Genomic DNA, 22,210 nt, shown 5'->3' on the forward strand with positions numbered 1-22,210 from the left:
GGGTCCGGTTGCAGGAAGGGTAAGCGGGATCAACGGTCGGCGGTAGCGCCCGTGCAGCGGCCTACCAGCGCGGCGGCGTGATCATCTCCAGCCCGCGCACCTCGGTGATTCCCAGCCCCGGCGCATCGCTGATGGTGATCTCCGACTCGTTGAAGTTGACCCCGCCGCTGACCGGGTCGAACTGGCCCAGCGAAGGGCCGTCCAGGTCGACCTTGGTGATCACATCACTCCTGGCCACGGCCAGGTGCACGGCCGCGGCCACGCTGATGCTCGATTCGATCATGCAGCCGATCATGCACGGCACGCCGTAGATGCCGGCGATGTCGGCGATGCGGATGGCATTGGACAGGCCACCGGTCTTCATCAGCTTGATGTTGATGATGTCCGCCGCGCGCTGCTGGATCAGGTCCATCACCTGGCTGGGACTGAACACGCTCTCATCGGCCATGACGGGCGTGTTGACCCGGTCGGTCACGTACTTCAGGCCACTGATGTCGGCGGCCTTCACCGGCTGCTCCAGCAGCTCCAGCACCACGCCGGCATCCTCCAGCGTGCGCATCGCGTGCACCGCCTGCTTGGCGGTCCAGCCTTGGTTGGCGTCCAGGCGCAGCAGGGCGCGGCCTTCAACCGCCGCGTGGATCGCCTTGACCCGCTCGATGTCCAGGCCGATGTCCTTGCCCACCTTGATCTTCAGCGACTCGAAGCCACGCTCGATCGCCGACAGCGAATCGGCCACCATCTTGTCGATGTAGTCCACGCTGATGGTGATGTCGGTGGTGATGACCGGGTCGCCGCCGCCGAGCATCTGGTACAGCGGCGCACCATGCAGCTGCGCCCACAGGTCGTACAGGGCGATCTCCACTGCGGCCTTGGCGCTGGTATTGCGCTCCATCGACGTCTGCACCAGCCCGCACAGGCGGTTGAGGTTGGCAACGTCCTGCCCGATCAGGCGTGGAGCGATGAAGTGGCGGATCGCTTCGATGATCGAGCCATGCGTATCACCGGTGATCACCGCGGTGGCCGGCGCCTCGCCGTACCCGGTGTGGCCGCTGTCGGTGCGGACCAGCACCACCACGTCCTCCACGGTTTCCACGGTGCGCAGGGCGGTCTTGAAGGGGGTCTTCAGCGGCACGCGCAGCATGCCCAGTTCAATGGCGGTGATCTTCATTCAGGGGTCTTGGCCCGCAGGCGCTGGATGTTGGTGATGCGGTCGATGTAGCGGACCGTGTCGCTGGCCATCATCGGCTCCAGCGGCGTGACCGAAACACCATTGAGATGGGCCTGCACACGCGTGCCGTCGGCGCCGAACCAGCTGCCGCCGGCCGTATCGTGGATGACCCAGGTGCGGCCGTCGACGTGGCCGATGGCCATCATCACATGGCCGGGGATGTAGACCAGATCACCGACCTGCAGGCCGGTGACGGCACGTTCGCGCGCGGCCTTGCCATCCCTGCTGGTGAACGGCAGGCGATCCAGTGCCGGGCTGATCGCCTGGGCGCTGGTATTGCGCGGCAGCAGCACGCCGAAGCTGCGGTAGATTTCCGAAACGAAGCCGCTGCAGTCGCGGGTATCGTAGTCATGGCCCCAGCCATAGCGCTCACCCAGGAACTTGAACGCCTGCTGCAACAGCCGGCGAGGGGTCAGCGGCAGGTAATCGGCGGCCGTGTCCTGCGAGCGCGGCAGCAGTGCCGGAACCAGCTTCAGTCGTCCATCGGCCTCGCGCACGGGCAGCTGCACCACCCATGAGGCGTGGGCCTGCTGGCCGTTGACCGGCGTGGCCGCAGGCCAGTCGGCCAGCACCGGCAGGCGCACGCCCATGTCCAGCTGCAGGCGCGAGACGCGCGGCTCTTCCGGCGTGTAGACGGTGTGCGCGGTGGCGCCGGTGACGATGCGGTACGGGCCGGCGCTGCCATAGCCGAGCACGCTGGTCTTGTCGCCGGTGGCCACGGCGTCCGTTTCGATCCATGCACTGTAACGCTCGCTGTGCACGAACAACCAGCGGCCATCGGTGCTGCGATGGACCACGGCGACCTTGTCACCGGGGAACAGCGCCGATTCCTGGAAGCGATCGATATCGGTATCGCCCACCGTGCTGAAGACCCGCTCGCGGGTCGGGAAGGTGCGCAGTGCGGCACGCTTCACCACCAGCCCGTAGTCGGGCGCCACCTGTGCGGGAATCGCATCCAGGCCGAGGTTGGCTTCGATGGCCTTGCGCACTGCCGGTGCGATCGCCTGCCCCTTGGCGTTGTAGAGCGTACGCGTGGGCCAGCTCGACAGCGCCGTGATGCTGCTGCGTACCTGTGCCGCATCCAGCTGGGCGGGCAGGGCGGCGATGTCCTGGATATGGACATCCTCTGCGCGCATCCGTGCGTTCTGCGCCTGGATCTGTGCGCGGTCGAGGATCGGCGCATCGGCATCGTCCAGCCGGGCGGCCCAGTAGTCCGGAGTCAGGTAAGCCTCGTGCAGACCGATCACATACGGCAGCGGCGCGCCCGGATCGGGCGCGGCAGCCTGCACGAAGGCCGGTGCGGCGAACAGGCACAGGGCCAGGGTCAACCGGCGCGGCCACTGCCGGCGCGGTTCGCGGGAAGCCAGGATCATGCGCAGCACACCCTCCTCGAATGCCTTAAGGAATATTTATTCCTTTCGCTCGCGAAAGCAAGAATAAATTATTGACCGGTCCTCCGGCCCGTGTTACACAGCCGTTACCACCCGCGCTTGGGAAGTGTCGCTGTGGATCCTGCCGTTCGCAAACCGCGTCTGCCTGCCGCCGCCGGCCTGTGTGCCGCGCTGCTGCTGTGGGCGTCGGCCACGCACGCGGCAGACGCGCGCGACAGCCGGCAGCTGCAGGTGATCGACCTGATCGACAGCGGGCGCTTCAGCGACGCCCAGGCGCTGCTGGCGACCGGGCGCGATGCTGCCGAAGACGCATTCCAGCGCGAGCGCATGCGCCGCATCCGCCTGGATTTTTCCCTCGACGAAGCGGCGGCCAAAGCGGCGGTGCGTCGCTGGATTCCGGATCTGACCGACGAGGAGTTCGCGCGCTGGGACCAGCTGGGGCTGATCGAGCACCTCGATATCGATGGCAGGCGCGCGTACTTCAAGCGCGCGCCCTCGAACCTGTTCCTGCTCAGCGATGAAGCGCGTGCACGCCGCCGCGCCGATGCACCGATGCCGTCTCCGGGCCCGAATGAAGTGCTCAACGCGCACCACGCACGTGTCGTTGCTGCTGCCGGTCAAAGCGGTCAGGGCTCGGTGCTGCCGCAGCGCATCGCGTTCACGCAGTCGCTCACGGTCAAGGCCGATGCGGTCCCGGCGGGCGAAACCGTTCGCGCCTGGATTCCCTATCCGCGCGAGATTCCGGGCCAGCAGGAGCGCGTGCAATGGCTTGGCAGTACACCGGACAAAGCACGCGTGGCACCCGCCGGTACCCTGCAGCGCACCGCCTATCTGGAAGCGAAGGCCGTCGCCAGGCAGCCCACGCGCTTCGAGATCCGTTATGCCGTCACCCTGTTCGCCCGCCACACGGCAATCGATCCGGCCCGGGTGCAGCCGACACCGGCCGACGCCGCGCTGCAGCCCTACCTGAGCGAACAGCTGCCGCATGTGCGTTTCACGCCGGCATTGAAACTGTTCTCCGACCAGGTGCTGCAGGGCGAAACACGCCCCTACGAGATCGTGCGCAGGCTGTTCGCGGCGGTCGATCGCATCCCATGGGCCGGCGCACGCGAGTATTCCACCCTCAGCAACATCAGCGACTACGCGCTGCGTGCCGGCCATGCCGACTGCGGCCAGCAGACGCTGCTGCTGATCGCGCTGCTGCGCATGAACGGCATTCCCGCGCGCTGGCAGTCGGGCATGGTGTTCTCCGACGATGGCAGCGGCTACAACAACCTGCATGACTGGGGACAGGTCTATCTGGCGCCGTATGGCTGGCTGCCGATGGATGTGACCACCGGTGCACTGGCCAGCGATGTACCTGCGCTGCGCGATTTCTACCTGGGTGGCCTCGACGGCTACCGCATCGCCTTCAACGACGATTTCGGCCAGCCGTTTGTGCCGGCCAAACAGCATTTCCGCTCGGAAACGGTCGACTCGCAGCGCGGCGAGGCCGAGTGGGCAGGCGGCAACCTGTACTTCGACCAATGGAGCTACGACTTCCAGTGGCAGGTACTGCCCGCCGGGCAACGCTAGCGCGACACACCACCATCGGCACCATTCAATTCTTGCAGGAGAGAGCAGGGGATGAAGGCATACAACATCAAGCGGGCGGCGCTGTGCGTCGCCCTGGGTACCTGTCTGGGCGTGATCGCGCCCGGCGCCTTCGCGCAGGATGGCTCCGTCGCCGGCCGGCTGGTCAGCGATGCCGGCCAGGTTCCCGCCGGCGCCACGGTCACGGTGCGCAATCCGGCCACCGGCTTCGTCCGCTCGGTACAGGCCGATGCCAACGGCAGCTATCGCATTCCGCTGTTGCCGGTGGGCACCTATGAGATGGAGGTGAGCCTGCCCGGCGGCGGTGCCAGCCGCGTCGGCCAGGTCACCGTCGGACTGGGCAGCGCAACCACCGTCAATGTGCCGCTGGGTGCGGTCAGTACCCTGGGAACGGTGGAGGTGCGCGCGCCGCAGGTGGTATCGATGGTGGATGTGAAGTCCACCGAATCGGCCACCAACATCACCCGCGAGGAGCTGTCGCGCCTGCCGGTGGACCGTGACATCACCGCCGTCGCGCTGCTGGCGCCGGGCGCAGTGAAGGGCAAGGGCTCGCTGGGCGGGCAGGGCATTTCGTTCGGCGGCTCGTCAGTGGCCGAGAACACCGTGTACATCAATGGACTGAACGTCACCGACTTCTACAACCGGGTGGGCTTCTCGTCAGTACCGTTCTCCTTCTACCAGGAGTTCCAGGTCAAGACCGGAGGCTATTCGGTGGAGTTCGGGCGCAGCACCGGTGGCGTCATCAACGCCGTCACCCGCTCGGGCAGCAACGACTTCAAGGCCGGTGCCGAGCTGGTGTTCGAACCCCGCGCGTGGCAGTCGCAGGCCCGCGACCGCTATGACGGCCAAGGCAGCCGCTACATCAGCGCCAGCCGCGACGACTACAGCCGCAGTGCGCTCAACGTGTTCGCCTCCGGTGCCCTGGTCCAGGACCGGCTGTTCTTCTTCGGCATGTACGAGGCCCGTGACTACCGGCCAACCTCGACCAACGACGCTGGTACGCGCCTGAGCCAGGGCAAGGCCGATGACCCGTTCTGGGGCGGCAAGATCGACTGGCAGATCACCGACAACCAGATGCTGTCGCTGTTCGGCTTCTCGGACAAGAGCAAGACGCTTACCGATGTCTACAACTACGACTATGCCAGTGGCCAGACGGTAGGTGAGCGCAGCAACCAGATCTACAACACCGTGGGCGGCAGGAACTGGTCGGGCACCTACAGCTGGCAGGTCAACAACGACCTGACCATGAAGCTGATGTATGGCGAGAACAAGCGCAACCGCGCGCAGAGCTCGTTGATGGACGAAAACTGCAACCGCGTGTTCGACAACCGTACCGCCAGCCAGGGCGTGCCCTCGCAGCTGCAGGGCGACCGCAGCTGCACCAGCAGCTCGCTGCTGGAATCGGCACTGGATACGCGCAAGGCCGCACGCGCCGACTTCGAGTGGACCCTGGGCGACCATCTGCTGCGCTTCGGCCTGGACCGCGAAGAGAACACCTCCGACTACAGCCGCGCCTATCCCGGTCCGGGTGGTTTCCGCTACGACATCTACTACCGCACGCCGGGCAGCTCGCTCAATGGGGGCATCGTGCCGGCCAGTGGCCTGGTCGCGCGCACCCGCCGGTATGAAGTGGATGGCTCGTTTGAAACCATCAACTCGGCGTATTACCTGGAAGACAACTGGCAGGTCACCCCGAACCTGCTGCTGAACATGGGCCTGCGCCTGGAAGCCTTCGACAACAAGGGCGGCGACGGCAGCAGCTACATCAAGATCGACGACATGCTGGCCCCGCGCCTGGGCTTCGCGTGGGACGTGCGCGGTGATGGCACCACCAAGGTGTTCGGCAACCTTGGCCGCTACTTCCTGCCGGTGGCCAACGTCATCAACATCAAGCAGGCCGGTGGCTTCCTGGACGAACGCACCTGGTACGAATTCCTCGGCTATAGCGGTGCCGCCAACAACGTGCCGAACCTGGGGGCGCAGATCGGGCCGGTCGACAATTCGCAGGGTGATGGCAGCGTGCCGGACCTGCGTGCCGAAGTGAACCGGGACATGGACCCGGTCTACCAGGACGAGGCGATCCTCGGCTTCCAGCAGATGATCAACGAAGCTTGGTCGGTCGGTGCCAGCGTGACCTATCGGCGCCTGCACAACGCCATCGATGACATGAACATCACCGCCACCGGCCAGTGCGGTGCCATCGACAGCGTCTGGATCATGGGCAATCCCGGGCGCAGCAATACCGTCTGGGGCGATACCAACTGCGACGGCAGCAACGACGGCTGGATCAGCATCGATACGTCGAAGGAAGGCTGGGCGCTGTATGACGATGACGGCAACTATGTTGGCCAGCGCGGCTGGGTGAAGCCCAAGCGCGACTACAAGGCGCTGGAGCTGCAGGTCGATCGCGCCTGGGATGGCAAGTGGGGCTTCAATGCGTCCTATACGCTGGCCTACGGCCGTGGCAACGCCGAAGGCCCGGTCAACTCCGATACCGACTTCGCCGATGCCGGTCGTACCGAGAACTTCGACAACCCCTGGGTGAACTACGGCGGCTATGGCTACCTGGCCAATGACCGGCGGCATCAGTTCAAGTTCCGTGGCAGCTATGCGTTGACCGAGAACCTGAGCGTGGCGGCGACGCTGGGCGTGCAGTCGGGCAGCCCGATCACCCGCTTCGGCGCCGGCAATCCGTTCGACGATACCGACTTCCACAGCTACTACGTGTGCGTGTCCAACTGCCAGGCGAGCGTGCCGTCCGAGCGCGTGTTCGTGCATTCCCCGCGCGGTGGCGATGGCCGCACGCCGTGGACCTACGACCTCGACGTCAGCGTGTCGTACAAGGTGCCGATCCCCACCGACCTGCGCCTGAAGCTGGCGGTGTACAACGTACTCAACCAGCAGCGTGTGGTGACGGTGGACCAGGACTACGAACCGCAGGACAGCATCGGTACGCCGAACCCGCTGTATCGTTATGGCACCGGCTTCCAGTCGCCGCGCTATGCGCAGCTGACGGTAACCTGGAGCTACTGACGCTGTGCCCGCGCCGCTCGAAGGGGCGGCGCGGGCAATGACACAAGGGAGCAGGCCTGTGCTTCAGCTGATCGTCCTTGCTGCACTTGCCACCTCGCCTGCTGCGTCGGCGGAGCCCGCGCGCTTTGATGCCGATATCGCCACCGTTGTCGCACGCGAGCACCTGCCTGGGGTGGCGGTGGCGGTGGTGGACCAGGGACAGGTGGTGTACCGCCATGCCGAGGGCATGCGGGGCGATGGCGGTCGCGTTGATGAGGACACGCTGTTCAAGATCGCCTCCAACAGCAAGGCGATGACCGCCGCGCTGCTGGCACGGCTGGTGCAGCAGGGCCGGCTGCGCTGGGATGACCCCGTGCAGCGGCATCTGCCCGGCTTCCGTATGCACGACGCCTGGGTGGGGCAACAGATGCAGGTGCGTGATCTGCTGATCCACAACAGTGGCCTGGGGCTGGGCGCCGGTGACCTGATGCTGTGGCCCGAGCCCAATGCCTTCACCCGCGCCGACATCATCGCCGGGCTTGCGCATCTGAAACCCGTCACCAGCTTCCGCAGCGGCTATGCCTACGACAACCTGATGTACGTGGTCGCCGGTGAAGTGGCTGCTGCCGCAGGGGGCAAGCCCTATGACCAGCTGATGCGCGAGCAGGTGTTTGAGCCGCTGGGCATGGCCCGTTGCCAGGTCGGCCGCTGGTCGTTGCGCGACGTCGGCAACGTCGCCCAGCCGCATGCGCGGCGCGACGGCCGCACGACGGTGGTCAACGCCGACGGTGAGATCAGCGCCGATCTGCCATCGATGGCGGCCGGTGGCATCCGCTGCTCGCTGCGCGACATGACGCGCTGGATGCAGGTGCTGCTGGATCCCGACCTGGTGCCGGACTGGCTGGACACGCCACAGCGGCGCGCGCTGTGGACGCTGCACATGCCGATGCCGCTGGGTGACATGCAGCGGCGCTGGGACAACGCACACGTCCATGGCTATGGCTACGGCTGGCGCCTGTCGGACATCGATGGCCACTGGAAGGTGGCGCATACCGGCACCCTGTCCGGCATGTATTCGTCGCTGGCCCTGCTGCCCGACCGTGGCATCGGCGTGGTGATCCTGATCAATGGCGAGGGCGAGCAGGCACGTACGGCGCTGATGCAGTCGATGCTGAAGGCGTACACCGCGCCGCAGGACCGCAGGCGTGCCGCCGACTACCTCGATGAACTGGAGCGCGCGCAGGCGTCCAAGCGTGCGCAGGGGCATGTGGCGCCTTCGACGGCAGGTGCGCGCGCCGTATCCGGCACGGCCTTGCCGCAGTGGCAGGGCCGCTATGCGGATCCGTGGCTGGGAACCGCCTGGCTGTGCCCAGGCCCCGACGGCCTGCGGTTCCGCGTTGAGAAATCGCCTCGCCTGCAGGCCCGGGTGATGCAGCTGCAGCAGCGTTGGCTGCTGCGTTGGGATACGCTGGGTGAGGACGCGCAGGCGTGGCTGCAGCCCGGCGATGGCCCGGTGCCGTCCCTGCAACTGCGCGCGATCGACCCGGACATCGACTTCAGCTATGACTTCCAGGATCTGCATTTCACTCGCACTGGCGACTGCACTGGCGAGCCCCGCGCACGCCAGTGAGGCGCCGCGCATATCGTCGGCCACCGATGCGTCGCAGGCCGGGCTGGTGGAGATCCGCACGGTGTCGCCGGGAATCGAGCTGGACATCCGCTATGCCGGCGCCGGCAACTTCACGGGCGCACGCGTGCCTGGCTATGAAGCGCCGGCCTGTTATCTGCTGGCGCCGGTCGCGACCGCACTGGCACGGGTCGAAGCGGATCTGCGCGCGCAGGGCTTCGCTCTGCGCATCTACGACTGCTATCGCCCGGTGCGCGCGGTGCAGGCGTTCGTGGCCTGGGCACATGACCCCGCGGAGCAGTCACGCAAGTCACTGCAGTATCCGGATCTGGAAAAGCCGCAGCTGTTGAGCGAAGGCTACATCGCCGAGCGCTCGGGCCACAGTCGCGGCGCCACCGTGGACGTCGGCCTGCTGGCGTGCCGGCGCGACACGTGCACGCCGCTGGACATGGGCACCGATTTCGATTTCTTCGGTCCGCGGGCGCACACCGCGGCCGAGGGACTCAATGACGCACAGCGGGCCCACCGTGCCCGTCTGCTGCAGGCGATGGCCCGGCATGGCTTCAGCAACTATGCGCAGGAGTGGTGGCACTACACGCTGCAGCCCGAGCCGGACCCGATGACCGCCTACGACGTGCCCGTTCGATAGCAGCACCGGCGGGTCCGCGCCGCCGAGACCCTCCGTCGTACACTGGCCGCCTTTCCCCTCCTGCGCACCCGATGAATCTTCCCCTGCATTTCGGCCTGCTCGGTACCCTGGAAGCTGGCGCCATCGCATTGCTGGTTGGCCTGCTGGTGTACCTGCTCTGGCATCGGCTGTGCCGCCTGCTGCACTGGACGGTAGGCCATGCCATCGGCTGGTCGTGCGTCATCGCCGTGGTGATCTCGGCCGGCATCGATGCATGGAAGCTCTTCTACATGGGAATCGTGCGGCTGGAGTCGCCGCTGTATGCGCGGTTGTTCCTGGCCACCATCCACGATCCGAACGAACTCGGCAGCCGCGTGGTGCTGGAGATTGCCGGAGCGCTCGCCGGTGTGGCGCTGGGATGGGTGTTGTTCAGTTCGCGGTCATCGTCCCAGAACGTCGAATGACGCAGGTTTTTCGTTGCCTGCGGGTTAAATCCAAGGGCGTTGAATGTTCGCCTTATGGGCCGATCACTCCACCCTAACCACCGCGCTAATGCATGCACGCCGGGCAGTGGTTAACCGCGCGTGTGGATGACGGTCGCGGCGCAAAATCGATTCAGAAACGGGGTGGCAGGGTAGGTGCCGTGCGGAAACAACAGGCCGCGCAACACCACCCCAAGGAGACAACCCTGATGACCATTCGCAACCGCAAGCCCCTGATCGCCCTGATTGTCGCCGCCGGCAGCGTTCTGGCCATTCCGGCCATGGCACAGACCGCGCAGCAGCAGGCCGCGCAGGCGCAGAATGATGCAGCGCAGGCCCAGCAGGCCGCCGCGCAGGCAGGCCAGGCCGCGAACCAGGCCACTGACGCAGCGGCGGCCGCATCGGCGCAGGCCAGCGGCGGCGGCCAGACCTGGGCCAGCATCGATACCGACGGCAACGGCACCATCAGCAAGTCCGAGGCACAGGTCAACGCCGGGCTTGCCCAGGTGTTCGACCAGGCCGATGCCAACAAGGACGGCGAGCTGAGCGCCGATGAGTACAAGGCCTATGTGGCCGCCCAGCAGGCCGGTGCCGGCGGCGCCGCACAGGGCCGCTGATCCACCGTTGATTCGGGACAACCGGTGCATGGGTACCCGGGCGGCGCCAGCCGCCCGGGTTTTTTTCGCCCTCGCCGCGCCTGTATCCTTGTCCGATGAACACCTCCACGCCTGCGCCCGCGCGCGCCATCGGCCTGGTCGGTTTTGACGGTGACGACACGCTGTGGAAGAGCGAGGACTACTACCGCAAGGCCGAGCAGGACTACCTTGACCTGCTGTCGCGCTACATCGACGTGCACGACACCCAGACCGCCCGTCACCTGCTGGAAGTGCAGCAGCGCAACCTAGGTGTGTTCGGTTACGGAGTGAAAGGCATGGCGCTGTCGATGATCGAGGCGGCCATCGACATCACCGGCCAGCGCATCGAGGCCAGGGACATCCAGCGCATCCTCGACATCGGCCACGACACCCTGCGCCATCCGGTCGAGCTGATCGACGGTGTGCGTGAATCGGTGGCGGCCATCGCCGAGCACTATCCGGTGGTGCTGATCACCAAGGGCGACCTGTTCCACCAGGAAGCGAAGATCAACGTCGCCCGGCTGCATGAACTGTTCCCGCGCATCGAGATCGTCTCGGAGAAGGACCCGGCGACCTATGCCCGCGTGCTGGCCGAGTTCGACCTGCCGATCGAGCGCTTCGTGATGGTCGGCAATTCGCTGCGCTCGGACATCGAGCCGGTGGTCACGCTCGGGGGCTGGGGCATCCATACGCCCTATGCGGTCACCTGGGCGCACGAGACCCAGCATGGCGTGGCCGACGACGAGCCGCGCATGGTCAGCGCCGATACCGCCTGGGACTGGCCGGCCGCACTGGCCGCGATCGAAGCCAAGGCCAGCGTCGCGGCCTGACAGGGCGCGACGGCTGCGGCAGAATCGGGGCATGAATGCTCGCCTGCTCACGCTGCTGATGCTCCTGCTGCTGGCGCCGGCCACCGTGCTGGCACAGCAGACGGCCGAACGCTCGGCAGCCTATGAGGTGGACACCGGCGACCGCTGGATCGACGCCCAGCTGCGCGACATCAACCACTACGCCGAGCGCTACCCCGATGCCTTCCTCGACGAGGTCTCGCGCTATGCCGATGTGCCGCGTGGCTATGTCAGCGCGCTGTTCAGCACCCACGGCTGGCAGGCGGGTGACCTGTACTTCGCCTGCTTCTGGGCCAAGGCCAGCGGCCAGACCTGCCGCGACAGCGTGCGTGCCTTCAGCCGTGACCCGGCCGGCGGCTGGCAGGCCGTGGTGAAGCGGATGCCCAAGGCACCGGACAACCTGCACTACCGCGCCGTGCGCCACGCCATCGTGGCCAGCTATGAGCATTGGGACCGGCCGATCACCCTGGATGCCACCCTGAAGCGCCAGCTCAACCGCTAGCGCCGGTCCGCTCCATGCTGCTCTGCATATCGCCGCCGGCCCCGCGCTCCGGCGACAATACGGGTCCGAGCTGTTCCCCGTTCCCGTAATCGAGTGACTGATGAGCGCCTCTTTCGTTTCGCCTGATGTGATCCGCCGCCTGTTCGCCCAGGCCATGTCCCGCATGTACCGCACCGAAGTGCCGCTGTACGGCACGCTGGTGGAACTGGTGGAGCGGATCAACGCGCAGGTGCTGGCGCAGGACCGTGCATTGGCTGCGCAGCTGCAGCGCAACGATGAGCGCGGCCGGCTGGACGAGGAGCGGCACGGCGCGATCCGCGTCGGCACCGTGCAGGAGCTGGCCACCCTGCGCCGCCTGTTCGCGGTGATGGGCATGTTTCCGGTCGGCTACTACGACCTGTCGGTGGCCGGGGTGCCGGTGCATTCCACCGCGTTCCGCCCGCTCACCGGTGCGGCGCTGGCGCAGAATCCGTTCCGCGTGTTCACCTCGCTGCTGCGCCTGGAACTGATCGAGGACGAAGCCCTGCGTGCGCAGTCCGCGCAGATCCTGGCCCGCCGCCGCATCTTCACCGATGCCGCCCTGGCCCTGATCGACCAGGCCGAGCGCGATGGCGGGCTGTCGCAGCACGACGCCGAGCGCTTCGTGGCGGAGGCGCTGGAGACCTTCCGCTGGCACGGTGACGCCACCGTCGACCTGCCGACCTACCATGCGCTGCACCAGGCACACCGGCTGGTGGCCGACGTGGTCAGCTTCCGTGGCCCGCACATCAACCACCTGACCCCGCGCACGCTGGACATCGATGCCGCGCAGGCGGCGATGATCGAGCAGGGCATGGCCGCCAAGGCAGTCATCGAAGGTCCGCCGCGCCGCGCCTGTCCGATCCTGCTGCGGCAGACCAGTTTCAAAGCGCTGGAAGAAGCCGTGCATTTCCCCGATGAGCAGGGCGGTGATGCCGGCACCCACACCGCGCGGTTCGGCGAGATCGAGCAGCGTGGCCTGGCCCTGACGCCGAAGGGGCGCGCGCTGTACGACCAGCTGCTGGCGCAGGCGCGCAACAGCGAAGGTGCGGGCAGCACCGGTGGCGACTATGGCCAGCGCCTGCAGGCAGCGTTCGCAGCGTTCCCGGACGACCATGACACCCTGCGCCGCGAGGGTCTGGGCTACTTCCGCTACCAGCTGACCGAGGCCGGCCGCGCCGCGCCTGGCGGGATCGGTGACCTGCCGGCGGAAGCCCTGATCGCGGCGGGGCTGGTGGTGGCCGACCCGATCGTCTACGAGGATTTCCTGCCGGTCAGCGCCGCAGGCATCTTCCAGTCGAACCTGGGGGGCGAAGAGCAGCGCGCCTATGCCGCACATGCCAACCGCGAAGCGTTCGAGCAGGCGTTGGGCGTGCCGGTGAACGATGAGTTCGACATCTACGAGCGCCTGCAGGCCGAATCACTGGCGAGCCTGCGCGGTTGATGCGTTGGTCGCCGGGCATGGCCCGGCGCTACCAGGGACAATGCAAGGGTAGCGCCGGGCCATGCCCGGCGAAGCGGCAAAGGATGCAGCGGTAGCGCCGGGCCGCGCCCGGCGAAACGACGCAGGATGCATGGGTGGCGCCGGGCCGCGCCCGGCGAAACGGCGAAGGACGCAACGGTAGCGCCGGGCCATGCCCGGCGAAACGGCGAAGGATGCAGCGGTAGCGCCGGGCCATGCCCGGCGAAACGGCGAAGGACGCAACGGTAGCGCCGGGCCATGCCCAGCGAAACGGCGAAGGATGCAGCGGTAGCGCCGGGCCATGCCCGGCGAACCCTATGCCTCAACCCTTCATCGTGCCCGTATCCAGCCACCGCTGGTGCCAGGACAACGCTTCCGGCAGCAGGTGCGGGGTGTGCTTGCCATAGCTCTCACGGCTGGCGCGGTCGAAGTAGTCCTGCAGCTGCGGGCGGAAATCCGGGTGCGCGCAGCGGTCGATCAGCACCTGCGCACGCTTGCGCGGGGTCAGGCCGCGCAGATCGGCCAGGCCCTGCTCGGTGACGATCACCGAGACGTCGTGTTCGGTGTGGTCGACGTGGCTGGCCATCGGCACGATCGCCGAGATGGTGCCGTTCTTCGCCGTGGACGGGCTGAGGAACGCCGACAGGAACCCGTTGCGGGCAAAGTCACCAGAGCCGCCGATGCCGTTCATGATCCGCGTGCCCATCACATGCGTCGAATTGACGTTGCCGTACAGGTCCACCTCGATCATGCCGTTCATGCCGATGCAGCCCAGCCGGCGCACGAGCTCGGGATGGTTGGAGATTTCCTGCGTGCGCATGATGATGCGCTCGCGGTAGAAGTCGATGTTCTCCTTGAACGTCTCGTTGGCCTGCGGGCTCAGCGCGAAGCCCGTGCACGAGGCATAGCTCAGCACGCCGTCGCGCAGCAGGTCGAGCATGCCGTCCTGGATCACCTCGGTGAACGCGGCCAGATCACGGAAACCACTCCTGGCCAGGCCTGCCAGCACCGCATTGGGGATATTGCCCACGCCGGACTGCAGCGGCAGCAGGTTCGGCGGCAGCCGGCCGTGCTTCACTTCGTGCTTGAGGAAGTCGATCAGGTGCGCGGCGATCTGCTCGCTGGTCGCATCGATGGGGCTGAACGGGCTGTTGCGGTCCGGGCCGTTGGTGCGGACCACCGCCACGATCTTGTCCGGGTCGCAGCGCAGCGCGGTATCGCCGATGCGGTCGTTGGCGTTGACCAGCGGAATCGGCTTGCGATGCGGCGGCAGCGCGGTGCCGTAGTAGATGTCATGCATGCCATCGACGCCGGCCGGCTGCCACTCGTTGACCTCGACGATCACCTTCTTCGCCAGGTCCAGCCAGGTCTTGTTGTTGCCGACCGAGGTGGATGGCACCAGCGAGCCGTCCTCGCGGATGGCCGAGACTTCCACTACGGCGGTGTCGATCTCGCCGTAGAAGCCGAACCAGACGTGCTGGGCAACGTGGCTGAGGTGGATGTCGATGTAATCCAGCTTGCCTTCATTGATGCGGTTGCGCGCATCCGGGTCGCTCTGGAAGGGCATGCGCATGGCGATGCCATCGGCCTTGGCCAGCGCACCGTCCAGCTCCGGCGCGGTGGAGGCGCCGGTCATCAGCTTGATCTGGAAGGGCTGGCCCTGGGCATGCACCGCTTCGATGCGGCGCGCCAGTTCCACGGGGACGGCCTTGGGATAGCCCGAGCCGGTAAACCCGCTCATGGCCACGGTTTCACCCGGCTGGATCAGCGCGGCTGCGGCCTCGGCGGAGACCACGCGGTCGCGGAGACGCGCGTTGGCGATGCGATCAACAGACATGACGACAGTGTTTCTGGGGGGAGCCTCGATTATCGGCCATCCCCCGGCGTACGGGGGGGCTACCTTCGTGGAATGGCTTTTCGCGGGCGGGGCTATCCATACCCGCCGGTTCTGTTTTGCAGTGCAGCGTGCAAAGTCCTTTCGCAGCCCGCAGGATGGCCCTGCATCCCGACGTGGGGGAGGGAGCAGAGCCCGCTGGCAGTTCGCTGCAAGCGGGCTTTTTTATTGCCCGCTGCCCAGGATGAATGCGCGCGATGGACGGCGGCGCAGCGACTTCCCGCCGTTGGCAAAGGCGCCCGGCGCCGCGAGAATCAACGCATGACCCTCGCCCCCGCCGAACTGCCCGCCGCGCTGCAGCCCCTGGTTGATCGTGCCCTGTCGCGCCTGGCCCAGGTGGTTCCGGAACTGATTCCGGCCGACCTGCGGCCCCTGCTGACCCACCTGGCCATCGCCAGTGACTTCGCTCTGGACACGCTGGTGCGGCAGCCCGGCCTGTTGTCGCAATTGGCCCAGCCGGGGTGCCCGCCGTTGCCGACGCCGGTGCTCGACCCGGTGCAGCCCGGTGAATGGCCGGCGCAGCTGCGGCGTTGGCGTGCGGCGATGTCGACCCGCCTGGTCTGGCGCGATCTGGCCGGGTTGGATGACGTGGCGCAGACCCTGGCCGGCGCCACCGCCCTGGCCGAAGACTGCCTGCGGCTGGCGCTGGACGCCCTGCAGCAGGAATTCGCACAGCGCCACGGCGTGATCCGTGATGACGAGGGCCGCGTTGAGCAACTTGTCGTATTTGGCCTGGGCAAGCTCGGCGGTGGCGAACTCAACTTCAGCTCCGACATCGACCTGGTCTACGCCTACCCGCAGGGCGGTGAATCGGACGGACCGCGTCCGCTGGCCGCCGAAGAATACTTCGCGCGGCTCGGCCAGCGCCTGGCCAAGCTGCTGGATGAAACCACCGTCGATGGCTTCAGCCACCGCGTCGACCTGCGCCTGCGCCCGTTCGGCAGTGCCGGCCGCGTTGCGCTGTCGTTCGCTGCGATGGACCAGTACTTCCAGCGGGAGGGCCGCGACTGGGAGCGCTACGCCTGGTTGAAGGCACGTGCCGTGGCCGGTGATATCGCCGCCGGTGAGGCGTGGCTGCAGACGCTGCGCCCGTTCGTCTATCGACGCTATCTGGACTTCACCGCGCTGGACGGACTGCGCGAGATGAAGGCTGCGATCACGGCTGAAGTCGCCCGCCGCGAACTGCATGAAGACATCAAACGCGGTGCCGGTGGCATCCGCGAAATCGAATTCCTGTGCCAGGCACTGCAGCTGATCCGTGGCGGCCGCGAACCGGCCCTGCGTGAACGTCGCCTGCTGGTGGCGCTGCAGGCGCTGGTGGCGGCGGGCCAGATCGCGCCCGAAGACGGCGCATCGCTGGAGCAGGCCTACCTGTTCCTGCGCCGCCTGGAGAACCGGCTGCAGATGCTGCGCGATGCGCAGACGCATGTGCTGCCCAGCGATGCGATCGACCGCGAGCGCATCGCCCTGGGCCTGGGTTACCCCGACTGGGAAGCGCTGCGCGCTGCACTGGCCGTGCAGCAGCAGCGGGTCAGCACCGAGTTCGCTGCGTTGCTGGCACCGCGCAAGGGCCAGGCGGCGCCGGACGCGCTGGCCAACTACTGGCGCAGCCTGCCGGGTGGCAGTGACGCGCCGTTGCTGGCCGAAGCCGGTTTCCTCGATGCGAACGGCGCCGATCAGTCGCTGCGCGATTTCGCGCAGAGCACCGGCGTGAAGTCGCTGTCCGACGCCGCGCGCGCGCGGCTGGACCGCGTGCTGCCGGCGCTGCTGCACGCCGCCACGCGCTCGCCGCAACCGGATGCCGCACTGAAGCGCGTACTCGGCCTGCTGCAGGCGGTGCTGCGCCGGACCAGTTATCTGGCCCTGCTGGACGAACAGCCCAGTGCGCTGGCGCGGCTGGTGGATGTGCTGGCGCGCAGCGCGCTGCTGGCCGAGCGCCTGGCGGCCTATCCGTTGCTGCTGGACGAACTGCTGGACGTGCGCGTGTCCGGCCCGATGCCGGATGCGGCCGGCATGCTGGCCGAATGCCAGCAGGCGCTGACGGTCGAAGACCCGGAAGCCGCGTTGCGCTGGCTCAACGAAACCCGGCTGGCCCTGAGTTTCCGCATGGCGATGGCCACGCTGGACGGCCGCCAGGGCGCGGTCGACAGCACCCGCCAACTGGCCGAGCTGGCGCAGGCGGTGGTGGTCACGGTGCTGGCCATGGCCGAGTCCGACATGCAGGCCGCGCACGGCGGCATTCCCGGTGGGCGCTTTGCGATCATCGGCTATGGCAGCCTGGGGGGCCTCGAACTCGGCTTCGGTTCCGATCTGGACCTGGTGTTCCTGCACGACCATCCGGCGGGCGTGGAGGCCAGCGATGGCGCGCGCGCGCTGGAGCCGGGACGCTGGTACGCGCGGCTGGCACAGAAGGTGATGGCCCTGCTCGGTGCGGTCACCGCCGCCGGTCGGCTGTACGACATCGACGTGCGCCTGCGGCCGGACGGCGGCAAAGGCTCGCTGGTCTCGTCCCTGGCCAGTTACACCGAATACCAGCGCGAACGCGCGTGGACCTGGGAGCATCAGGCGCTGGTGCGTGCGCGCGGCGTGGCCGGTGATGCCAGCCTGCTGGCCGACTTCGAGCAGGTGCGTGCGCAGACCCTGGGCCGTGCACGCGACCCCGCCACCCTCTATGCCGATGTGCTGAAGATGCGAGGGCGCATGCGCACCGAACTGGACCGCAGCGATGCCGCGCGCATCGACCTGAAGCAGGGCGCCGGTGGCGTGGTGGACCTGGAGTTCCTGCTGCAGACCGGTGTGCTCGAGCGCAGTGCACAGGTACCGGCGCTGCTGTCACCCCGCGATACGCCGTCGTTGATCGATGCATTGGCCGCAGCGGAATTCCTGCCGGTCGCCACCGCGCAGGCACTGCACGCTGCGCATGCCACTCTGCTGGATGTGGGCCTGGCCTGCACGCTGGACCGTCGCCCGCGGCTGGCACCGACCACACCGGCCATCGAAGCGGCCTGCGCAGCAATCAGTGCGGCCTGCCGGGCGGCCGGCCTGCCGTTCGGCTGATCGGCGGCGAGGCCGCCGGGCATGGCCCGGCGCTACCCGAACAGGCGCGCTGCGCCATGCCGGCGTCATCCAAACAAACGCAGCGGTAGCGCCGGGCCATGCCCGGCGGAATCACCGCGCGCTTTCCGCGCGCAGCGGCGCCATCTTCCACAGCAGCGCGCGGAACGGCGCCAGCAGGCACACGCCGATGGCCAGCTTCACGGCCAGATCGCCTGCCGCCCAGCTCACCCACGGCAGGCTGGAACCGGCAAAGGCGATCGACCAGAAGATCGTGGTGTCCACCGTCGCGCTGCAGGTGGTGGCTACCATCGGCGCACGCCACCAGCTGCCCCGGCGCAGGCGGTCGAATACGGTGATGTCCAGCAGTTGCGCCACGATGAAGGCCGAGCACGATGCGATGGCGATGCGCGGCGTCGCCACCCAGACCGACAACAGCACCGCCACCGCGAAACCGATCCAGGCCACGCGCCGGGCCGGTCCCGGGCCGAAGCGGCGGTTGATCAGATTGCTCACCAGGAACGCGACGGGATAGCTGAACGCACCCCAGGTCAGCCAGTCGTTGATCGGGTACTGCACCAGCACGTTCGACAGCAGCACCACCGCGCCCATCGCCAGCACGGCCAGCACCAGGGCGCGCGGGGTCAGCGGGGCAAAAACGGGGGCAGGACGCACGGACATGGCGAGCCAGGAGGACAAGGGGAATCGCCCATTATCCGCCCGGCCAAAGGCAAATCCAAAACCACCCGTTCAGGAACACACCAGCCGTCAACGGTGGGGCGTTACCCCAATGCCAGCCGCGCCCTGACCTCGGCGGCGATGCGCGCGGTTTCGCGCAGTGGTTCGATGCGGTCGTACTGCCAGTCCAGCCAGCGTGTCTGCAATCGCCCGCGCTCGTGCAGCTGCTGCTGGAAGCGGGCGAGGCGTCCCTGCGCGGTCTCCGCCAGCGCCACCATCACCGGCATGCGCGTGGCGCAGGCTTCAGAGAGCAGGTTCACCGAATCGGGCGATACCACCACCCGGTTGGCCCAGCCGAGCAGGCCGCCATACGGATTCACCCCGTCGCCGCCATCGCCCCAGATCACGTGCGGCAGGTCGGCGAAGGTCGCGCGCAGGATCTCGGCCAGTGCCGGCGGGGTGCGTCGCGAGGTGGTGGCCAGCAGGCTGCCGCCTTCGCTGCGGATCTGCGCGGCCAGGGCGCGGAACACACCGACCATCGCCGTTTCGTCCCACGGCGCCAGCGGCGTCGGGCCGCCCACCAGCAGTGCAGTGCGCGGACCGGGCAGGGTGCTGAAGCCGGCGAACGCGGCCCGTCCCCAGGCCAGCCAGTCGTCATCGACCGGGTTGAGGCTGCCGATCAGGGTCAGCACATTGCTGCCGCGCAGGCGATCATGCTCGGGTACCACCACCACGTCCCAATGCCTGGCGCCGATGCGCGGGTCGAGGATCTGCACCACCTGCGTGCCGCGGGCGCGCAGCACGCGCAGCGCACCGGCGGCCTGGCGGCCACAGCCGATCGCCAGCGCAGGGGGCTCGGCAGCCAGTGCCGCGAACGCATCGCCGTAGCCGTTCACGTCACCGGGCAGGCGCCGTGGTGACAGCCAGCGCCAGGGCGCTCGAGGCTGCAGCACCACCGGCCGATAGGTGCCCTGGCGCAGCGCCGAGGCCAGCGCGACCGCCTGGCGGACATTGCCTGCACGGCCATCGGTGACCGTCCACGGTGCGCTCGATCGTTTCACCATTGGCATTAATTCGTTTCAGCCCTGCTGGGTGTTGCAACAGTCGCGACACTCTACACTGCGGCTGGTCGTTTCGCCCCGCCTCGCCGCGGGCACTGACTCCCCTTCGCCGCCCTGGAGATGCACCGATGTCCCACGCGCTTGACGCCGCCGCACTGGATCAGCTGTTCCGCACCGCCCGCACCCAGAATGCCTTCCTCGACACCCCGGTGGACGACAGCCTGCTGCAGGAACTTTACGAGCTGGTGAAGTGGGGCCCAACCGCGGCCAACGCCAGCCCGGCGCGCTTCGTGTTCGTGAAGTCGGCCGAAGCCAAGGCCAAGCTGGCCCCCGCGCTGTCCGAAGGCAACCATGACAAGACCATGGCCGCACCGGTCACCGTCATCATCGGTTTCGACCTGGATTTCCACGAGAAGCTGCCGTACCTGTTCCCGCACGCCGACGCCAAGTCCTGGTTCGACGGCCCGCAGGAAGGCCGCCACGAGGCCGCCATCCGCAACGGCAGCCTGCAGGGCGCCTACCTGATCCTGGCCGCGCGCGCGCTGGGCCTGGATGCCGGCCCGATGTCCGGCTTCGACCCGGCCAAGGTCGATGAAGCCTTCTTCGCCGGCACCAGCATCAAGTCGAATTTCCTGGTCAACCTGGGGTACGGTGACCCGGCGGGCCTGTTCCCGCGCCTGCCGCGTCTGTCGTTCGACGAAGCGGCGCGCATCGCGTAAGTCGCTGTATCGGTTTCGGGCCCGCCGGTTGCGGCGGGCCATTGCTGCACCCTGTACCCACCCTACGATCCGGAGAGTTCCTCAGATGAGCGCCACCCGTAAACTGCTGCTGCTGCCGCTGGCCCTGACCCTGGCCATCGCCGCCTGCTCCAAGCCGGCCGATACCGCTGCCCCGGCCGCTGATGCCGCCGCTCCGGCCGCCACCGAACAGCCGGCCGCCACCCCGGCTGCCGATGCTGCCGCTGCCGCGCCCGCCGCCGAAGCGATCCAGATCGCCTCGGGCACCTACAAGCTCGACCCGAGCCACACCGACGTGCTGGCACAGTGGAGCCACTTCGGCTTCTCCAACCCGAGCGCGCACTTCGGCAACGCCGAAGGCACCCTGGTGTACGACGCCGCCGACGTGACCAAGTCCACCGTGGAAGTGAAGCTGCCGCTGAGCGGCCTCAACAGCTTCACCGCCAAGTTCGACGAGCACCTGAAGAGCGCCGACTTCTTCGACGCTGCCAAGTTCCCGGCGGCCACCTTCAAGAGCACCAAGGTGGAATCGGCCGGCACCAACAAGCTGACCGTCACTGGCGATCTGACCATCAAGGACATCACCAAGCCGGTGACCCTGGACGTCACCATCAACGGCGGCGGCGAGCACCCGATGGCCAAGGTTCCGGCCGCCGGCTTCGATGCCACCACCACCCTCAAGCGCAGCGATTTCGGCGTGGGCGCCTACGCCCCGAACGTCAGCGATGAAGTGAAGATCCGCATCACCACCGAAGCCACCGGCGAGAAGCCGGCGGCTTGATGCACCCCGCTCACTCGTCGTGAGAAGGCAGAAGGCCCGCTGCGAAGCGGGCCTTCTTTTTTAGCGCCGGGAACGCGCGTTGACCGCTACCGGGTACGTGCGCTCAGCGCAGCGCGCCCAGCCACGCTGCACACGCCTCGCTCGGGCTCTGCTTGGCCTTCACCGTCATGCCACTCACCCGCACGAAGGTCTGCGCGGCCTGCGCCACCACCTGACGTGCGATCAACGCGGCCTGCCTGGTCGCCGCCTGCTGCTTGCGCAGTTGCACGATATGCACCGACGGCCGGCCCACCGGCGCGTACTTCTGGTCGCGGCGCAGCACATCGGCCACCTGCGCCACTTCGTCCTCGGCCTGCAGGAACCGGTGTTCGGCGTCCAACAGGTCCCGCAGCGGTGCACGCAGGGCGGCCGGATCAGCGAAGGCCGCCAGCGCGCCATCACAGGCGGCGTCGTCGTTGAAGCGGGAGCGCAGCGCATCGACGCCGGCCAAGGTCAGTTTGCCCACAGGGGCCTCGTTGCAACTGGGAAGGAGCGCGATTGTCGCATCTGCCCGGGTCGATCCGATGCCGGCGTCATGCG

General features: G+C 67.7%; 18 protein-coding genes. 12 read left to right on the forward strand and 6 right to left on the reverse strand.

Annotation, left to right across the window (positions count from 1 at the left end; translation table 11 throughout):
* Positions 1-61: 61 nt before the first annotated feature.
* Positions 62-1,168, reverse strand: coding sequence for a dipeptide epimerase (locus ACZLIF_RS01975; RefSeq protein ID WP_065182564.1), 1,107 nt, complete (start codon positions 1,166-1,168; stop codon positions 62-64).
* Positions 1,165-2,601, reverse strand: coding sequence for an SH3 domain-containing protein (locus ACZLIF_RS01980; RefSeq protein WP_128988079.1), 1,437 nt, complete (start codon positions 2,599-2,601; stop codon positions 1,165-1,167). Before ACZLIF_RS01980 ends, ACZLIF_RS01975 begins: the two co-directional genes overlap by 4 nt.
* A 132-nt stretch (positions 2,602-2,733) precedes the next feature.
* Between ACZLIF_RS01980 and ACZLIF_RS01985 the strand changes: the two genes are divergently transcribed.
* The 9 genes from ACZLIF_RS01985 (at position 2,734) to hglS (ending at position 13,408) form a co-directional block, all read left to right on the forward strand.
* Positions 2,734-4,194 (forward strand): transglutaminase-like domain-containing protein, encoded by a 1,461-nt coding sequence (locus ACZLIF_RS01985; RefSeq protein ID WP_128988078.1) that lies wholly within the window; start codon positions 2,734-2,736, stop codon positions 4,192-4,194.
* 51 nt (positions 4,195-4,245) lie between these two features.
* Complete coding sequence (locus tag ACZLIF_RS01990) at positions 4,246-7,245, forward strand: TonB-dependent receptor (RefSeq protein ID WP_128988077.1); 3,000 nt, start codon at positions 4,246-4,248, stop codon at positions 7,243-7,245.
* Positions 7,246-7,303: 58 nt separating this feature from the next.
* Positions 7,304-8,854 carry a serine hydrolase domain-containing protein gene (locus tag ACZLIF_RS01995; protein ID WP_128988076.1) on the forward strand — a complete coding sequence of 517 codons (1,551 nt, stop codon included), beginning with the start codon at positions 7,304-7,306 and terminating at the stop codon, positions 8,852-8,854.
* The gene (locus ACZLIF_RS02000) at positions 8,787-9,500 is read left to right on the forward strand and encodes a M15 family metallopeptidase (protein WP_081284430.1); all 714 of its coding nucleotides are present in this window, start codon (positions 8,787-8,789) and stop codon (positions 9,498-9,500) included. Before ACZLIF_RS01995 ends, ACZLIF_RS02000 begins: the two co-directional genes overlap by 68 nt.
* Positions 9,501-9,571: 71 nt before the next feature.
* Positions 9,572-9,943, forward strand: a complete 372-nt coding sequence (locus tag ACZLIF_RS02005) for a hypothetical protein (protein ID WP_065182560.1) — start codon at positions 9,572-9,574, stop codon at positions 9,941-9,943.
* Positions 9,944-10,170: 227 nt separating this feature from the next.
* On the forward strand, positions 10,171-10,578 hold the full coding sequence (locus ACZLIF_RS02010; RefSeq protein ID WP_065175425.1) for an EF-hand domain-containing protein: 408 nt from the start codon (positions 10,171-10,173) through the stop codon (positions 10,576-10,578).
* A 95-nt stretch (positions 10,579-10,673) separates the two neighbouring features.
* Positions 10,674-11,426: an HAD family hydrolase gene (locus ACZLIF_RS02015; RefSeq protein ID WP_053519655.1), complete on the forward strand. Its 753-nt coding sequence runs from the start codon at positions 10,674-10,676 to the stop codon at positions 11,424-11,426.
* A 31-nt stretch (positions 11,427-11,457) separates the two neighbouring features.
* A complete protein-coding gene (locus tag ACZLIF_RS02020; protein ID WP_053519656.1) occupies positions 11,458-11,946 on the forward strand; it encodes a hypothetical protein in 489 nt (162 codons plus the stop codon).
* Between the two features lie 100 nt (positions 11,947-12,046).
* Positions 12,047-13,408: a 2-oxoadipate dioxygenase/decarboxylase HglS gene (gene hglS / locus ACZLIF_RS02025; protein WP_128988075.1), complete on the forward strand. Its 1,362-nt coding sequence runs from the start codon at positions 12,047-12,049 to the stop codon at positions 13,406-13,408.
* A 340-nt stretch (positions 13,409-13,748) separates the two neighbouring features.
* Here the strand turns inward: hglS and ACZLIF_RS02030 are convergent, their stop codons facing one another.
* A complete protein-coding gene (locus ACZLIF_RS02030) occupies positions 13,749-15,263 on the reverse strand; it encodes an acetyl-CoA hydrolase/transferase family protein (RefSeq protein WP_128988074.1) in 1,515 nt (504 codons plus the stop codon).
* A 318-nt stretch (positions 15,264-15,581) separates the two neighbouring features.
* Here ACZLIF_RS02030 and glnE point away from each other — a divergent pair, with 318 nt between their 5' ends.
* The gene (gene glnE, locus ACZLIF_RS02035) at positions 15,582-18,377 is read left to right on the forward strand and encodes a bifunctional [glutamate--ammonia ligase]-adenylyl-L-tyrosine phosphorylase/[glutamate--ammonia-ligase] adenylyltransferase (protein WP_128988073.1); all 2,796 of its coding nucleotides are present in this window, start codon (positions 15,582-15,584) and stop codon (positions 18,375-18,377) included.
* A 111-nt stretch (positions 18,378-18,488) separates the two neighbouring features.
* Here glnE and ACZLIF_RS02040 read toward each other — a convergent pair whose 3' ends face one another.
* Together ACZLIF_RS02040 and ACZLIF_RS02045 are read right to left on the reverse strand one after the other, a co-directional pair.
* A complete protein-coding gene (locus ACZLIF_RS02040) occupies positions 18,489-19,055 on the reverse strand; it encodes a queuosine precursor transporter (protein WP_053520117.1) in 567 nt (188 codons plus the stop codon).
* Positions 19,056-19,156: 101 nt separating this feature from the next.
* A complete protein-coding gene (locus tag ACZLIF_RS02045; RefSeq protein WP_128988072.1) occupies positions 19,157-20,116 on the reverse strand; it encodes a mitochondrial fission ELM1 family protein in 960 nt (319 codons plus the stop codon).
* A gap of 125 nt (positions 20,117-20,241) precedes the next feature.
* Between ACZLIF_RS02045 and ACZLIF_RS02050 the strand changes: the two genes are divergently transcribed.
* Complete coding sequence (locus ACZLIF_RS02050) at positions 20,242-20,832, forward strand: malonic semialdehyde reductase (protein WP_053520115.1); 591 nt, start codon at positions 20,242-20,244, stop codon at positions 20,830-20,832.
* 85 nt (positions 20,833-20,917) lie between these two features.
* The gene (locus ACZLIF_RS02055; RefSeq protein ID WP_128988071.1) at positions 20,918-21,631 is read left to right on the forward strand and encodes a YceI family protein; all 714 of its coding nucleotides are present in this window, start codon (positions 20,918-20,920) and stop codon (positions 21,629-21,631) included.
* Between the two features lie 103 nt (positions 21,632-21,734).
* Here ACZLIF_RS02055 and ACZLIF_RS02060 read toward each other — a convergent pair whose 3' ends face one another.
* Positions 21,735-22,136 carry a hypothetical protein gene (locus ACZLIF_RS02060; protein WP_128988070.1) on the reverse strand — a complete coding sequence of 134 codons (402 nt, stop codon included), beginning with the start codon at positions 22,134-22,136 and terminating at the stop codon, positions 21,735-21,737.
* Between the last annotated feature and the right edge of the window lie 74 nt (positions 22,137-22,210).

It is taken from the genome of Stenotrophomonas sp. 2201_Sma, assembly GCF_056486685.1.

Bases quoted from the DNA above. Each gene is read 5' to 3' on its own strand.
- ACZLIF_RS01975 (WP_065182564.1), bottom strand. From the start codon at position 1,168: ATGAAGATCACCGCCATTGAACTGGGCATGCTGCGCGTGCCGCTGAAG.
- ACZLIF_RS01980 (WP_128988079.1), bottom strand. From the start codon at position 2,601: ATGATCCTGGCTTCCCGCGAACCGCGCCGGCAGTGGCCGCGCCGGTTG.
- ACZLIF_RS01990 (WP_128988077.1), top strand. From the start codon at position 4,246: ATGAAGGCATACAACATCAAGCGGGCGGCGCTGTGCGTCGCCCTGGGT.
- ACZLIF_RS02000 (WP_081284430.1), top strand. From the start codon at position 8,787: ATGACTTCCAGGATCTGCATTTCACTCGCACTGGCGACTGCACTGGCG.
- ACZLIF_RS02005 (WP_065182560.1), top strand. From the start codon at position 9,572: ATGAATCTTCCCCTGCATTTCGGCCTGCTCGGTACCCTGGAAGCTGGC.
- ACZLIF_RS02010 (WP_065175425.1), top strand. From the start codon at position 10,171: ATGACCATTCGCAACCGCAAGCCCCTGATCGCCCTGATTGTCGCCGCC.
- ACZLIF_RS02015 (WP_053519655.1), top strand. From the start codon at position 10,674: ATGAACACCTCCACGCCTGCGCCCGCGCGCGCCATCGGCCTGGTCGGT.
- ACZLIF_RS02020 (WP_053519656.1), top strand. From the start codon at position 11,458: ATGAATGCTCGCCTGCTCACGCTGCTGATGCTCCTGCTGCTGGCGCCG.
- hglS (WP_128988075.1), top strand. From the start codon at position 12,047: ATGAGCGCCTCTTTCGTTTCGCCTGATGTGATCCGCCGCCTGTTCGCC.
- ACZLIF_RS02030 (WP_128988074.1), bottom strand. From the start codon at position 15,263: ATGTCTGTTGATCGCATCGCCAACGCGCGTCTCCGCGACCGCGTGGTC.
- glnE (WP_128988073.1), top strand. From the start codon at position 15,582: ATGACCCTCGCCCCCGCCGAACTGCCCGCCGCGCTGCAGCCCCTGGTT.
- ACZLIF_RS02040 (WP_053520117.1), bottom strand. From the start codon at position 19,055: ATGTCCGTGCGTCCTGCCCCCGTTTTTGCCCCGCTGACCCCGCGCGCC.
- ACZLIF_RS02045 (WP_128988072.1), bottom strand. From the start codon at position 20,116: ATGGTGAAACGATCGAGCGCACCGTGGACGGTCACCGATGGCCGTGCA.
- ACZLIF_RS02050 (WP_053520115.1), top strand. From the start codon at position 20,242: ATGTCCCACGCGCTTGACGCCGCCGCACTGGATCAGCTGTTCCGCACC.
- ACZLIF_RS02055 (WP_128988071.1), top strand. From the start codon at position 20,918: ATGAGCGCCACCCGTAAACTGCTGCTGCTGCCGCTGGCCCTGACCCTG.